The organism is Rossellomorea sp. GQ25 (genome assembly GCF_059758515.1).
In genome coordinates this window covers 120360-134520 of sequence record NZ_JCAXEQ010000004.1, presented here as the reverse complement: position 1 = coordinate 134520, position 14161 = coordinate 120360, and the positions used below count along the sequence as shown (strand labels likewise).

16 protein-coding genes are annotated in these 14161 nt (G+C 41.9%); 15 read left to right on the top strand and 1 reads right to left on the bottom strand.

Going from position 1 to position 14161, the window contains the following annotated elements; all coding sequences use genetic code 11:
* The first annotated feature begins 49 nt into the window (after positions 1-49).
* The 11 genes from AC6CIB_RS14090 to AC6CIB_RS14040 all read left to right on the top strand — a co-directional run bounded on the left by AC6CIB_RS14090 (position 50) and on the right by AC6CIB_RS14040 (position 10106).
* Positions 50-316 (top strand): IreB family regulatory phosphoprotein, encoded by a 267-nt coding sequence (locus tag AC6CIB_RS14090; protein ID WP_034757362.1) that lies wholly within the window; start codon positions 50-52, stop codon positions 314-316.
* 3 nt (positions 317-319) lie between these two features.
* On the top strand, positions 320-736 hold the full coding sequence (gene ruvX, locus AC6CIB_RS14085; RefSeq protein WP_148969767.1) for a Holliday junction resolvase RuvX: 417 nt from the start codon (positions 320-322) through the stop codon (positions 734-736).
* A 14-nt stretch (positions 737-750) separates the two neighbouring features.
* Positions 751-1041: a DUF1292 domain-containing protein gene (locus AC6CIB_RS14080; protein ID WP_498281639.1), complete on the top strand. Its 291-nt coding sequence runs from the start codon at positions 751-753 to the stop codon at positions 1039-1041.
* 165 nt (positions 1042-1206) lie between these two features.
* A complete protein-coding gene (mltG, locus tag AC6CIB_RS14075; protein ID WP_498282175.1) occupies positions 1207-2346 on the top strand; it encodes an endolytic transglycosylase MltG in 1140 nt (379 codons plus the stop codon).
* A 197-nt stretch (positions 2347-2543) separates the two neighbouring features.
* Entirely contained in the window at positions 2544-3191 is a 648-nt protein-coding gene (locus AC6CIB_RS14070; RefSeq protein WP_498281637.1) for an O-methyltransferase, read from the top strand.
* The gene (locus AC6CIB_RS14065; RefSeq protein WP_498281635.1) at positions 3188-4117 is read left to right on the top strand and encodes a peptidase U32 family protein; all 930 of its coding nucleotides are present in this window, start codon (positions 3188-3190) and stop codon (positions 4115-4117) included. The genes AC6CIB_RS14070 and AC6CIB_RS14065 overlap by 4 nt, the downstream gene beginning before the upstream one ends.
* Positions 4118-4154: 37 nt before the next feature.
* A complete protein-coding gene (locus AC6CIB_RS14060) occupies positions 4155-5432 on the top strand; it encodes a peptidase U32 family protein (protein WP_498281633.1) in 1278 nt (425 codons plus the stop codon).
* Between the two features lie 5 nt (positions 5433-5437).
* The gene (udk, locus tag AC6CIB_RS14055; RefSeq protein ID WP_498281631.1) at positions 5438-6073 is read left to right on the top strand and encodes a uridine kinase; all 636 of its coding nucleotides are present in this window, start codon (positions 5438-5440) and stop codon (positions 6071-6073) included.
* Between the two features lie 179 nt (positions 6074-6252).
* Positions 6253-6729, top strand: a complete 477-nt coding sequence (gene greA / locus AC6CIB_RS14050; protein WP_498281629.1) for a transcription elongation factor GreA — start codon at positions 6253-6255, stop codon at positions 6727-6729.
* A 99-nt stretch (positions 6730-6828) separates the two neighbouring features.
* On the top strand, positions 6829-8586 hold the full coding sequence (locus AC6CIB_RS14045; RefSeq protein WP_498281627.1) for a peptidoglycan D,D-transpeptidase FtsI family protein: 1758 nt from the start codon (positions 6829-6831) through the stop codon (positions 8584-8586).
* A gap of 815 nt (positions 8587-9401) precedes the next feature.
* Positions 9402-10106: a YrrS family protein gene (locus AC6CIB_RS14040; RefSeq protein ID WP_498281625.1), complete on the top strand. Its 705-nt coding sequence runs from the start codon at positions 9402-9404 to the stop codon at positions 10104-10106.
* A 46-nt stretch (positions 10107-10152) separates the two neighbouring features.
* Here the strand turns inward: AC6CIB_RS14040 and AC6CIB_RS14035 are convergent, their stop codons facing one another.
* On the bottom strand, positions 10153-10359 hold the full coding sequence (locus AC6CIB_RS14035) for a DUF2536 family protein (RefSeq protein WP_113971303.1): 207 nt from the start codon (positions 10357-10359) through the stop codon (positions 10153-10155).
* Positions 10360-10555: 196 nt separating this feature from the next.
* Here AC6CIB_RS14035 and AC6CIB_RS14030 point away from each other — a divergent pair, with 196 nt between their 5' ends.
* The 4 genes from AC6CIB_RS14030 (at position 10556) to AC6CIB_RS14015 (ending at position 14114) form a co-directional block, all read left to right on the top strand.
* Positions 10556-11194, top strand: a complete 639-nt coding sequence (locus tag AC6CIB_RS14030; protein WP_498281623.1) for a class I SAM-dependent DNA methyltransferase — start codon at positions 10556-10558, stop codon at positions 11192-11194.
* Between the two features lie 15 nt (positions 11195-11209).
* Positions 11210-11902, top strand: a complete 693-nt coding sequence (mtnN, locus tag AC6CIB_RS14025) for a 5'-methylthioadenosine/S-adenosylhomocysteine nucleosidase (protein ID WP_498281621.1) — start codon at positions 11210-11212, stop codon at positions 11900-11902.
* A 149-nt stretch (positions 11903-12051) separates the two neighbouring features.
* Positions 12052-12975, top strand: a complete 924-nt coding sequence (locus tag AC6CIB_RS14020; RefSeq protein WP_498281619.1) for a PLP-dependent cysteine synthase family protein — start codon at positions 12052-12054, stop codon at positions 12973-12975.
* A 2-nt stretch (positions 12976-12977) separates the two neighbouring features.
* Positions 12978-14114 (top strand): bifunctional cystathionine gamma-lyase/homocysteine desulfhydrase, encoded by a 1137-nt coding sequence (locus tag AC6CIB_RS14015; protein WP_498281617.1) that lies wholly within the window; start codon positions 12978-12980, stop codon positions 14112-14114.
* Positions 14115-14161: the final 47 nt, after the last annotated feature.

The following is a 14161-nucleotide window of genomic DNA, read 5'->3' as shown; positions in this document are numbered from 1 at the left end:
ATTAACAATTCGGTTGTCAAAAAGACAAGCCTAAAGAGAGGTGCTAAAAATGAGTTCTTTTGACAAAACGATGCGATTTGATTTTTCAGAGGAGCCGTTCGAACATGACGTGAAGGAAGTACTCCTGCAAGTTCATGATGCTCTTCAAGAAAAAGGGTATAACCCGATCAATCAAATCGTAGGGTACTTATTATCTGGAGATCCTGCTTACATTCCAAGACATCAAGATGCCAGAAATATCATCCGCCGTTTAGAACGTGATGAGATCATCGAAGAATTAGTCAAATCGTATTTGAAACAGCACAAAGAGGGATAATACATGCGTGTAATGGGTTTAGACGTCGGCTCTAAAACAGTGGGAGTCGCAATTAGCGATGAGCTTGGTTGGACCGCTCAAGGAATTGAAACGATTAAGATTGACGAAGATCAAGGTGTGTTCCGGATCGACCGATTAAAGGAACTTGCCGAAGAGTACCAGGTGGATACAGTTGTAGTCGGATTGCCTAAAAACATGAACAACTCAATTGGTCCCCGGGGGGAAGCGTCTAAAGCATATGGAGAATTAATTCAGCAAGAGTTATCCCTTCCCGTTAAGTACTGGGATGAACGACTGAGTACAATGGCAGCGGAACGAGTCCTTTTAGAAGCCGATGTAAGTAGGAAGAAACGTAAGAAAGTAATTGATAAAATGGCTGCGATGATGATCCTCCAAGGATATCTTGACAGCCAAAAATAATGAGGTGAATGTTCATGGAACACGGAGAAAAACAAATTACAGTAGTTGACGAACAAGGAAATGAACAATTATGCGAGGTTCTTTTCACGTTTGAATCAGATAAATTCGGTAAATCATATGTCCTTTATTATCCACTGGGAGCAGATGACAACGATGAAGAAGAAATCGAAATTCACGCTTCTGCTTTCCTTCCGGGAGACGAAGGTCAAGAAGGCGAATTAAAGCCGATTGAAACTGAAGAAGAGTGGGACATGATTGAAGAAATGTTAAACACTTTCTTAGACGAAGAAGAAGACGCAGAATAAGCAGTAAGCTATAGTTTCATACGAAACAGGGACCGCAAAAAGGGACAAAAAATTCACCTTTTTGCAGGTCCCTGTTTCACTTTGTGCAAAATATTGTATAATAGTGGAGATGATGTCGAATTACGTTTAACGGATATCCCGCTTTTTTGCTCGAAAGGGGGAAATATAGCTTTGGAAAAGAACAAAAATATAAAAGAGACACTTATGAAAAAACTGCTGGAAAGACAAGAGGAGGCAAAGGTCATTAGAAAAATAGTAGGACTTGTCATTCTTTGTCTAGTCATCATTATTGGAGGAGCGGCCGTAGGTGGGTATCTATATGTGAATTCCGCACTGAAGCCAGTCGATCCGGATAATACGAAACCAGTGAAAGTGGAAATACCGATCGGTTCTGGGGTGACATCCATTGGGAACATTCTGGAGGAAGAAGGAATCGTCAAGAATTCCACAGTCTTTAAATACTATGTGAAATTTAACAATGAATCCGGTTTTCAGGCAGGATCTTATGACTTGACGCCTTCCATGACCTTGAGTGAAATTGTTAATAGTTTAAAAACGGGAAAGGTAATGAGAAAAGCAGAATTCAAGATTACCATACCCGAGGGACTTCAATTAGATCAGATTGCAGAGATTATTGCAGAAAAGTCTCCTTATAAACAAGAAGAAATCAAAAAGAAATTAAGTGATAAGAAATGGCTCGAGCAATTAAAACAGGAATATCCGGCACTGATAACAGATGAAATAATAAAGAAAGAAATCAAGCGTCCGTTGGAAGGATATCTTTATCCTGCGACGTACCCTTTCTATGAGAAGAAGCCTTCTTTAGAAGCCATCTTAACGAAGATGATTGCCCAAACGAATGAAGTCCTCGCTCAATATGAGGGAGCGATGGCAGACAGGGATTATACGGCTCATGAGCTTCTTACGTTATCTTCCCTCATTGAAGAAGAAGCGACAGAAAAAGCAGACAGAGGAAAAATCTCAAGTGTTTTCTATAATCGTATTGAGGAAGGTATGCCTCTCCAAACCGATCCTACGGTGCTTTATGCATTAGGTAAACATAAAAAAAGAACAGTCTACAAAGATCTAGAAGTGGATTCACCTTATAACACATATCAAGTGAAGGGGTTACCGCCCGGTCCGATCGCGAATGCCGGTGTATCTTCGATTGAAGCGGCTTTAGAACCGGAGGATACAGAGTATTACTATTTCCTGGCTTCTTCCAATGGATCCGTTTATTATTCTGAAACATTAGAAGAGCATAACGAGAAAAAGGCGAAGTACATTACTAACAAAGAAGAATAGCCGGTGAGAAGAGGAAAGAAATATTCGCTTTCCTCTTCTCTATGTGATAAAATAGTACAAGTTATTTTTATATACGGGCGATATCTTTATGAAGATGTGTGTGAAGTAGAAAGCTATTGTAGCTTTCTTCTTTTCATGTTGTCTGAGAAAGTATCGTTACCCGAGACCACTTATGAACATGATCGTGAGGCTTATTTATGAACGAACAGGTTATTCACTATATAGAATCAATCGTGAAAGAACGTCCCCCTTTACTTGCTGAGATGGAGCAATATGCAGAGGCTCATAACGTTCCGATTATGGAACTAGTAGGGATTGAAGCATTGCTGGGGATGTTACGTATACAACAACCGAAACGCATCTTGGAAATTGGGACTGCCATCGGGTATTCAGCTCTGAGAATGGCGGAGGCCCTTCCCGGTTCGACAATCGTTACCCTTGAACGGGATCAAGAAAGATTTGAGGCAGCGGAGAGGTTTCTGTCCCGTGCTGAAGAGGGGAAGAGAGTCGTAACCTTGTTCGGTGATGCCTTGGCGCTCAGCGAACAAGTGGAAAAGCACGGTCCTTTTGATGCGATATTCATCGATGCCGCCAAGGGACAATACCTTAAATTCTTTGAACTCTACTCTGAAATGCTGTCAGTAGAAGGGGTCGTCTACTCGGATAATGTCCTGTTTAAGGGGCTTGTTGCTCAAGAAGAGGTAGAACAGAAAAGAATTCGGAACATGGTCAAAAAATTAAAGAATTATAATGAATGGCTCATGAATCATGGGCAATTTGATACGAGTATTTTACCCGTTGGGGACGGTATTGCCATCAGTAAAAAAAGAGGTGATCGCTCATGAAAAAACCAGAATTACTCGTGACCCCTGTCTCTGTTTCTGATATTGAACCGTTAGCATTGGCGGGAGCTGATGCGTTTATGATTGGCGAACAAAGGTATGGCTTAAGGCTTGCAGGAGAGTTTTCAAGAGAAGATGTAGCCGAAGCGATCAAAGCGGCCCACAAACACGGAAAAAAAGTGTATGTAGCCATGAACGCTCTTTTCCATAATGATAAAATTTCTGAACTTGACGACTATATTGCATTTCTTCAAGATGCATGCGCGGATGCGATTGTGTTCGGTGACCCTGCTGTGTTAATGGCTGCCCGTGAAATGGCACCGGATATGTTGCTTCATTGGAACACGGAAACGACCGCCACCAATTGGTATACATGTAATTATTGGGGCAGAAAAGGGGCGAAACGTGCTGTTCTGGCCCGGGAATTAAGTATGGATACCATCGTGGAGATGAAAGACAATGCAGAGGTTGAAATCGAGGTCCAGGTCCACGGAATGACTTGCATGTTCCAATCAAAACGTTCATTACTAGGTAACTATTTTGAGTATAGAGGCAAGGCGATGGAGATTGAAAACCGTAAAGAACAACGTAATATGTTCCTGCACGATAAAGAACGTCATAATAAATACCCAATCTATGAAGATGAGAACGGCACTCATATTATGAGTCCGAATGATATGTGCATTGTAGATGAACTGGGTGAAATGATCGGGGCCGGCATTGATTCCTTCAAGATCGATGGGGTCCAGAAATCATCAGACTATATATTGGAAGTGACGAAACTATATCGTAAAGCCATTGATCTATGTGTAGAAGACGAAGATCAATACGAAGAGAAAAAAGACGGGTTTTTAGAAGAAGCGAAGAGCCTGCAACCTGAAAATCGTCCATTGGATACTGGATTTTTCTTTAAAGAAACGGTGTATTAAGAAGGAAATGAAGATTGATCAGAACGGAGGAGTTACGATGACCACGGTTGTGAAAAACCCCATATCCAAGATAGTAGATGGAAGACGTGTCATTGTGAAGAAACCTGAGTTACTGGCTCCTGCTGGTAATCTGGAGAAATTGAAAATAGCTGTCCATTACGGTGCAGATGCAGTCTATATTGGCGGACAGGAATACGGCCTGCGCTCAAACGCCGGAAATTTCACCCTCGAACAAATGAAAGAGGGCGTTGAGTTTGCGAGAAGTTATGGTGCCAAAATTTATGTAACAACCAACATCTATGCCCATAATGAGAATATGGATGGCCTGGAAGACTACTTACGTGGACTGCAAGAGGCGGGAGTTGCGGGTATTATTGTCGCTGATCCACTCATCATTGAAACATGCAGGAGGGTCGCACCAAATGTGGAGGTGCATTTAAGTACCCAGCAGTCCCTTTCAAACTGGAAAGCGGTTCAGTTCTGGAAGGAAGAAGGACTTGATCGAGTAGTATTGGCACGTGAAGCGAGCGGCGACGAAATCCGTGAAATGAAAGAAAAGGTAGATATTGAAATCGAGACCTTTATCCATGGGGCAATGTGTATCGCCTACTCTGGCCGCTGCACTTTAAGTAACCATATGACGGCCCGTGACTCAAATCGTGGCGGATGCTGTCAATCATGCCGTTGGGATTACGACTTATATGAAGTCGACGGAGGGAATGAAAATCCTCTTTACGCAAATGGTGATGCACCATTTGCCATGAGTCCGAAAGATTTAAAGCTGGTTGAATCGATTCCGAGAATGATTGAATTGGGTATTGACAGTCTGAAAATCGAGGGACGAATGAAGTCCATTCACTACGTAGCCACTGTCGTAAGCGTATACCGTAAAGTGATTGACGAATACTGTAAAGATCCCGATAACTTTACGATTCAGCAACAATGGCTGGAAGAGCTCGATAAATGTGCGAACCGTGATACAGCTCCGGCGTTTTTTGAGGGAGTTCCAGGCTTCAAGGAGCAATTGTTTGGTGTTCATAATAAGAAAAACACTAATTATGAATTTGTTGGACTTGTGTTAGATTACGACGAAGAAACGCAAATCGTCACCCTGCAACAGAGAAACCATTTTAAAACCGGACAAGAAGTAGAATTTTTCGGTCCCGAAATCTCAAACTTTACGCAAATTGTCGAGAAGATGTGGGATGAAAAAGGAAATGAGCTTGATGTTGCACGTCACCCATTACAAATTGTGAAATTCAAGGTTTATCAGAGAGTATATCCTGATAACATGATGCGAAAGGAGAACACCTAATACTTATGAAGCATAAACCCGTTGTGATTGGTGTAGCAGGAGGATCCGGCTCAGGTAAAACAAGTGTCACCAAAGCCATTTATGAGCAATTTCAAGGTCATTCGATTTTAATGCTGCAGCAGGACTATTATTATAAAGATCAATCGAATCTACCTTTTGAGGAACGTCTAAAAACGAATTATGATCATCCATTGGCATTTGATAATGATCTATTGATTCAACATCTGCACGGACTTTTAGATCATCAATCCGTAAATAAACCGGTATATGATTATAAAATGCACACCCGTTCAGACGACACCATCCTCGTTGAACCGAAAGATGTAATTATTTTAGAAGGAATTTTAGTATTAGAAGATGAAAGATTGCGTAACTTAATGGATATTAAGCTATATGTAGATACAGATGCCGATCTTCGCATCATCAGAAGAATGCTTCGCGATATTAAAGAACGGGGCCGTTCCATTGATTCCGTCATTGATCAATACATTACAGTTGTTCGTCCTATGCATAATCAATTTATCGAACCGACGAAGCGATATGCTGACGTGATCATTCCTGAAGGTGGTCATAATCACGTGGCGATCGATTTAATGGTAACAAAAATTCAAACAATTCTTGAACAAAAGTCATTTTTGTAATACGATAGCATAGATAAAGACATATAGGTAGAGATTACATTTTCCCACATTGTAAAGAATCAGGGAATGGAGAGAGAATTCATTCTCTCTCCATTCCCTACCTTTACATAGTTAACAAATGAACATTTACATAAAGAGTATGGGGAAACTCTTAGATAGTAGAAGGAGTGAAGAGGGTCATGAGTACAGAAAAAGTATTTCCGATGACAGCAGAAGGTAAAGCCAAATTAGAAAAAGAGCTTGAAAATTTGAAAACGGTTAAACGTAAAGAAGTCGTAGAGCGCATTAAAATTGCCCGAAGCTTTGGAGATTTATCCGAGAACTCAGAGTACGACGCAGCGAAAGATGAACAAGCATTTGTTGAAGGTCGTATTTCTACTTTAGAAAACATGATACGCAATGCGAAAATCATTCAAGAAGATGATATGAACTCAGATACAGTACAATTAGGTAAAAAAGTAACGTTCGTTGAACTGCCGGACGGAGACAAAGAAACTTACACAATCGTCGGTAGTGCAGAAGCGGATCCATTTGAAGGGAAAATTTCAAATGATTCACCAATCGCGAAAAGCCTTCTTGGTCATAAAGTAGGCGCGAAAGTAAGCGTTCAAACTCCAGGTGGAGAAATGAATGTGGAGATTGTAGAAGTAAGCTGATCATGTAGAAGGGACTCATTCGCGAGTCTCTTCTTTTTTTATGCTGTGAATAAGATTATTTCACATGAAACTCGTCAACAATGGGGACGAGGTGACAAAATGAAACGAAAACGAATCAGGTTACTCAGTATCTTTTTATTAATGGCTCTCTTCGCTTTATCGGGGAGACTGATGCAATTGCAATTATTTCAAACAGAATCCTATTCGAAACATCAAATCAATCTTCTGGAAGAAAGTGTCTCTCAACGAACGCAACAATTGGTGATCGATGAAGGCCGGGGAGAATTTCTCGATCGGAACGGAGAACCACTTACGTATATGGAGAAAAATATTCTTGTTCTTTTTCCTTTTCTGAAGAAAATGGACTGGCCTGCAGAAAAAGTGGCAGATATTCTCCATGTACCTTCTCAAACGATCGTATCAAAGCTGGAGGAAGCGAAAGGACCAATCATCTTTGGCGGAAAAGAACCGTTACAGCTGACCGAAAGCCAAATGAGTGACATTAATGACCTTGAAATCCAGGGAGTATTTGCACTCACCAAAAAGTTCAAAAGTACTCAAGTTCCTGCTTCACAACTGATCGGGGTAACAGGAGAAAATACAGAGGTGTTTCATGAGCGTTATCCTGATAAAGTAAAAGGAGCGAATCAGAAAATTGGCGTGTCCGGGCTTCAAGAAAGCTTTGACGAGTGGCTGGTCGCAGAGGAAGAAGCAAAGCTGATATATCATGTGGATGCCATCGGTGGTCCGCTATTCGGTGTAGACGTGAAATATCTTGCTCCTGCCAATCCCTTCTACCCCCTTAATGTTAAAACGACAATCGATGCCAGAATGCAGCAAGCATTGGAAGAAGTCGCCGATACATATAACATTCAAAAGGGAGGATTACTGCTCCTTGATATAGAAAAAAGTGAAATCGTTGCCAGTGTTTCAAGACCTTCCATGAGCAGCAAGGACCCGTTTAGTGGCGGGGCAACGAACTACATGTTGAAAGCGTTGATCCCCGGTTCCGTGTTTAAGACCGTTGTCGCCGCTGCAGCCATGGACGAAGGGATTGTGGATGAAAGCAGGCTGTTTGCATGTGATAAAGATATTCTAGGAGGTCCTGCGGAAAAACCCCACGGAAACATAAATATCAAGACGAGTATAGCTGTCAGCTGTAACCGAACGTTTGCGGATTTGGCGAATGAACTAACGGAGAAAGATGCCAATCTTCTTGATGAATATGCTGAAAAGATCGGCTTACTTGGAGATCTTTCCTGGAAAGGGAATGTCTTTCATTATGAAAGCTTTCCACAGCTTCAAGTGAGTGTAGGAAGGATTTTCGCGTCTGAAGAACACAGAAATGAACCAAAGCTTGTTTCTCAAACAGGCATTGGACAACAGGAAGTTCGAGTCACCCCCCTCGGCATCGCCAATATGATGGCCACCATCGCCAGGGGAGGGGAAAAATATCAGGTAAGTGCCGTATCCGCAGTCGAGTACCAAAATGGGACGAAGATGTTTTCCTTCCCCAAACAGAAGCAGGATGGTGAGACGATCACTCCTTATACGGCCATGAAGCTTCAGCAGTATTTAAGGGGAGTGGTGAATTCACCTGAGGGGACGGCTCCGTATCTTCAAACGGCGGCCTACACCATTGCCGGAAAAACGGGAACGGCCCAAACAGGGAATTATCGGGGAGAAGAAGTGAAGGAAAATGAATTGTACAATAAATGGTTCGCAGGATATTTTCCCTTTGAAAATCCCAAATACTCCCTCGTTGCCGTCAACATGGATGTGAAGATCGATGAGGGTGGGATCTACCCGATTTTCAAAGATAGCGTAGATGCCATCTATAATCTCGAAAATCAATAAGGTTATTTTTAATAGGCTCTTTTCGCAAAGGTTGTTGTTATCTAACAAACTATTTAGCCTCTGTAAATCAGTATGTGTTAGACGGTGAGGGGGAACTTTTCCGCTTGCAGCTAGCGTTCGCACGAGCCTATTCAGCTTAGCCGAATGGAGCTTGGTGCGCCCGTACTTCCGCAGGAGTCTGCACAGTTCCCCTCACCATCTATAACTGATTTCAGTGACAGAGCTAAAAGGAAGACAAAAAGGGATAATAGAAAACAGATTTTCTATAGTATACAAGCAGATAGCAATTTTAGATCTCATTCAAACATATTGATATTAGTGTATTTTAAATAAGGACAAGCTAAATCCTCCATGGGTAGTAACGATAACAAAGACTTATAACTGATTTTTGTGACCGTTCCTTTCCGCTCTGAGCTACTACATTCTTACTGCCTACAAGTATGGATAGACAAACACAAAAAAGCTCCTATTGTAGATAGTTTGTTCCCAAAAACAAACTATCTACAATAGGAGAATCAAATTTACTTCATTATGGTAGACATTTTATCACAATATCACTCATCTTAAACACAAATTTACGTTTTTGGGAAGTTATACAAAGCCAGTGGGTGAGAAGCAAGTATCATGGAGCAGAGCTCAACTATTGCTTGCTTTATTACGAAATTAGATATCCATATTAAGAGCGTCCAATGGTCCTGCGACCTTTTTCCCGTTCTTATGAAAGTGACTTAATGCCGCTCTAGATGGATAATGTTTCGCTTTATTCTTTTCCTCTAATCATGTTAAAATATTTAGGATAATAGGGAGGGAACGTAATGGCGAAATACCAATCTCGATTAGATAAACGATCTAAGAAGAATACAAATAAAATTTTGAACATAATGATCGCAGTCGTACTTTTATTGATTGTCGTTGTCGGTGCCACAATTGTGTTGGGTGGCGGCGATGAGAAGGCATCATCTGGCGTTGCTGATACAGAAACAAAAGATTCAGACAAAAGCAATAAGAATGCTGAAAAAGACGATAAATCTGTTTCTTTAGATGAGGATAAAAAATCTGAGGAAAATGATAATGGAGAAAATAAAGACGAAGAAAAGAAAAGCGATGAAGAAAAACAAAAAGATAAAGCTTCTGATGAAGAGGACACTGTTGCATTAGAGGGTGAAGAACAAAGTGAATTAAAAGTGGAAGAAAGTGACGAACCCAATGTGAAGAAAACAATGGTGCATCCTAACTGGAAGCCGATTGGAACTGAGCAAACAGGCGAGCACGTATCGTCATATGATATGGGGTCTGCCGACTGGCAGGAAAAGGTAAAAGCAACCTCGTATGCAACGGGCATTCCCGAAGAGAATATGACAGTTTGGTTTATCGAAGGAAATGGCGGACCTCAGAAGTCCATGGCTACCGTAACAGCGAAAGATACAAAAACCCCATACAGAGTGTATCTGCAATGGGTGGACGGCAAAGGATGGCAACCTACCAAAGTGCAGGAATTAGTGGAAAATGATAAAGATTAATACTAGATGAAAAAGGCTCTTCCGATTGGGAGAGCCTTTTTTTGAATCATTTTTTTACTTTAAAGTGAACCGCCGCGCTATACAATCTTCTACCATTCTCATCAATGGAAACGGCATGATTTACATGATGAACGCTCAGCATGATCGCTTTATTATGCTGGATTTGTTCATCCACCTTCTTTTCCAACGTTCGTAAGCTATCTGCTTCAAAAAACTCCACTTTATCTTCTATTAAGTCGAATGAAATATTCATAGGATTCTCCTCCTCTATTGCTTGTGATCTCTTACAGACAGGTTCTCCCCCCTATATTTTAGAGCCGGAAAACGGATTTTACAATTATTAATTGTTGAATTCGTTAAGAGAATATGATAATTTAATAACAGTTTTCATTTTAATTCATAGTATGTTTATAGGAATTATAAACTTAATGTAGCTGAGGTGCTTAACCATGGGTAGAGAATTTTTGGATTTGTTCCAGGATTGGGCAGATTCTTATGACGATACAGTAACGGGGAAAGACGTTGAATATCAAGCGGTTTTCGAGCACTATGAATCCATTCTTGACGAAGTAGTTTCCCGGTCAAAGGGAAGAATCGTTGAATTTGGCCCGGGGACAGGAAATTTAACCAGAAGATTACTGAATACAGGCCTTGAAGTGGTTCCTTTTGAACCTTCCCCTGAAATGAGAGCCATTGGAATGCAGAAGCTTGGAAAAGAGGTAACGTTCATGGATGGAGATTTTCTCGACTTTTCTTTAGAAGGAAAGGCAGATTCCATCGTGAGCTCCTATGCATTCCATCACTTAACAGATGAAGAAAAGGGAAAAGCTTTTCGCATATATGGAAAGCTCCTAGCACATGGTGGTAAAATAGTATTTGCCGATACGATGTTTGAAACGGATCAGCACTATCAAGCCGCCATATCCCAAGCAATCAAAAAAGAGTATTACAACCTTGCTGAAGATTTAAAACGGGAATATTACACTACCTTGGATGTTCTAAGGGAATTATTGGACCAGAATGGGTTTTCAGTCACTTTTAAGCAAGTAAATACCTTTGTGTGGATTATGGAGGCGACTAAACAGTAGAAAGAGGTTTTAGTAATGAAAATCGCCATCATTGGAGCAATGGAAGAAGAAGTAGCTTTACTTAGAGAAAATATTTCAAACCCGACTGTGGAAACAATCGCAGGGTGTGAATATACAAGTGGAACGATGAAAGACAAAGAAGTGATTTTACTTCGCTCAGGAATCGGCAAGGTGAATGCAGCGATGTCGACAGCCGTTCTTCTGCAGCATTTTAAACCGGATTGCATCATCAATACAGGGTCAGCCGGAGGATTCGATCCTTCGTTAAATGTTGGTGATGTTGTCATCTCAACAGAAGTAAGACATCATGATGTGGATGTGACGGCTTTTGGATATGAATACGGTCAGGTACCACAGCTTCCTGCCGCATTTACAGCAGACAAGAAATTAATGCAGACAGCCATTGATAGCGTGAAGGAACTAGGAGATGCACAAGTGGTGTCAGGATTGATCGCCACAGGAGATTCATTTATGAATGATCCTAAGCGTGTGGAAGCGATCCGTGACAAATTCACTGATTTACAGGCAGTAGAAATGGAAGCGGCAGCCATTGCGCAAGTGGCTCATCAATTCAACGTACCATTTGTCATCATCCGATCTCTTTCTGATATTGCCGGCAAGGAATCAGATGTTTCCTTCGAACAATATTTAGAAAAGGCAGCCCTCCACTCTGCCAAAATGGTTATGAGCATTGTAAAGTCTGTTTAATACAAGGAAAATACGGCTGACCCGGGTACCTTCCTTTCTTATCAAATCATACGGAACAGATGTGTTCAACGAGCACTCCAATCATATGCATTTGAGGACAGGGGAGGTGGATGGAGTCAGCTTTTTTTATGAAGGGGGGGATTGAATACATGGACGTGTATAACAGCGTACATGACCTGATTGGGAATACACCGATTGTCGAGCTGACAAACTTCCCAATAAAGAAAGGAGTTCGCCTCTTTGCTAAGCTGGAATTTTTCAATCCTGGAGGTAGTGTGAAGGACCGTCTGGGCAGGGAATTATTAGAAGATGCCATCCGTAAAGGTAAAATAGAGCCGGGAGGCACTCTCATCGAACCGACTGCAGGGAACACGGGAATCGGCCTGGCTCTCGCAGCTGTGAATTCGGGATACAACGTCATGTTCTGCGTACCTGAAAAATTCAGCATAGAAAAGCAGGAGCTTATGAAAGCATTAGGCGCCAAAATCATTCATACCCCAACCGAGGAAGGAATGAAGGGGGCCATTGCAAAATCAAATGAACTGGTAAAGGAAATCCCGAACTCTTATTCTCCGCAGCAATTTGGGAATGCCGCAAATCCGAAGACGTATTACAAAACTTTGGGACCTGAACTATGGAATCAGATGGATGGCAACATTCATACATTTGTTGCAGGAGCAGGGACAGGGGGGACCTTCATGGGGACTGCTCAGTACCTGAAGGAAAGAAATAACAGCATCAAAACAGTCATCGTTGAACCTGAAGGCTCCATCTTGAACGGTGGACCATCAGGAGCTCATAAAACAGAGGGAATCGGCATGGAGTTCTTACCTCACTATATGGATTCAAGTTATTTTAATAGCATCCATACCGTGACGGATGACAATGCTTTTAAACGAGTAAAAGAGCTTGCGCTGATGGAAGGCTTGCTGGTCGGAAGCTCTTCTGGTGCGGTGCTGCATGCTGCATTACAGGAAGCGGAAGAAGCAGAGCCGGGAAGCCATATCGTCACGATTTTCCCGGACTCGAGTGAGCGCTATTTAAGTAAGAAAATATATGAAGGAGGACTCTAATCATGAAAAAGAAAACGCAACTAATTCACGGCGGTATCCCTACAGATCCTCAAACAGGTGCTGTATCCACTCCCATCTATCAGGTGAGTACGTATAAGCAGGATGAAGTAGGAAAGCATAAAGGTTTTGAATATTCACGTTCAGGAAACCCGACAAGGCACGCACTTGAAGAGTTGATTAAAGACTTGGAAGGCGGAGAAAAAGGCTTTGCATTCGGGTCGGGAATGGCGGCTATTACGGCGGTTATGATGATGTTCAATAGCGGAGATCACATAGTCATGACAGACGATGTGTATGGCGGAACGTATCGTGTCATGACCAAGGTCTTAAACCGCATCGGCATCGAATCCACTTTCGTTGATTCAAGTGATATCGGCAATATTGAACGTGCTATTCAACCGAATACAAAGGCTGTCTACATTGAAACACCCACGAATCCACTGCTGAAAATTACCGATATCGAGGCAGCGGCCTCCTTAGCCAAGAAGCACAATCTATTGACAATTGTGGATAATACATTTAGCACGCCTTATTGGCAAAATCCAATCAGCCTGGGAGCAGACATCGTTCTTCACAGTGCAACGAAATACATCGGCGGACACAGTGACGTTGTGGCAGGACTGGTCGTTGTGAATTCCGAAGAGCTTGCTGAAGAGTTATTCTTTGTGCAGAATTCCACAGGTGGGGTTCTTGGACCACAGGATTCATGGTTACTGATTCGAGGCATTAAAACCTTAGGGCTAAGAATGGAAGAACATGAAGAAAACACGAAGAAAATAGTCGAGTATCTTACATCACACCCGAAAGTATCAAAGGTTTACTATCCAGGATTAGAAACGCATCCGAACCATGACATTGCCAAGAAACAGGCATCCGGCTTTGGGGGAATGGTTTCCTTTGATGTAGGAAGTGAAGAAAATGCCGATCGTCTGCTCACGAACACCAAATACTTCACATTAGCTGAAAGTCTTGGGGCTGTAGAAAGTTTAATCTCGGTACCTGCCCGAATGACTCACGCGTCCATTCCGGCAGATCGCCGAAATGAGTTAGGAATCACCGACGGTTTGGTACGTATCTCTGTCGGTCTTGAAGACGTAGAGGACCTGATAGAAGATATTGAAAATGCCCTTTCCAAGTAATTTGTCTACTGGCAGAACTGGTATCAATTACATGGTAGCTGACATGC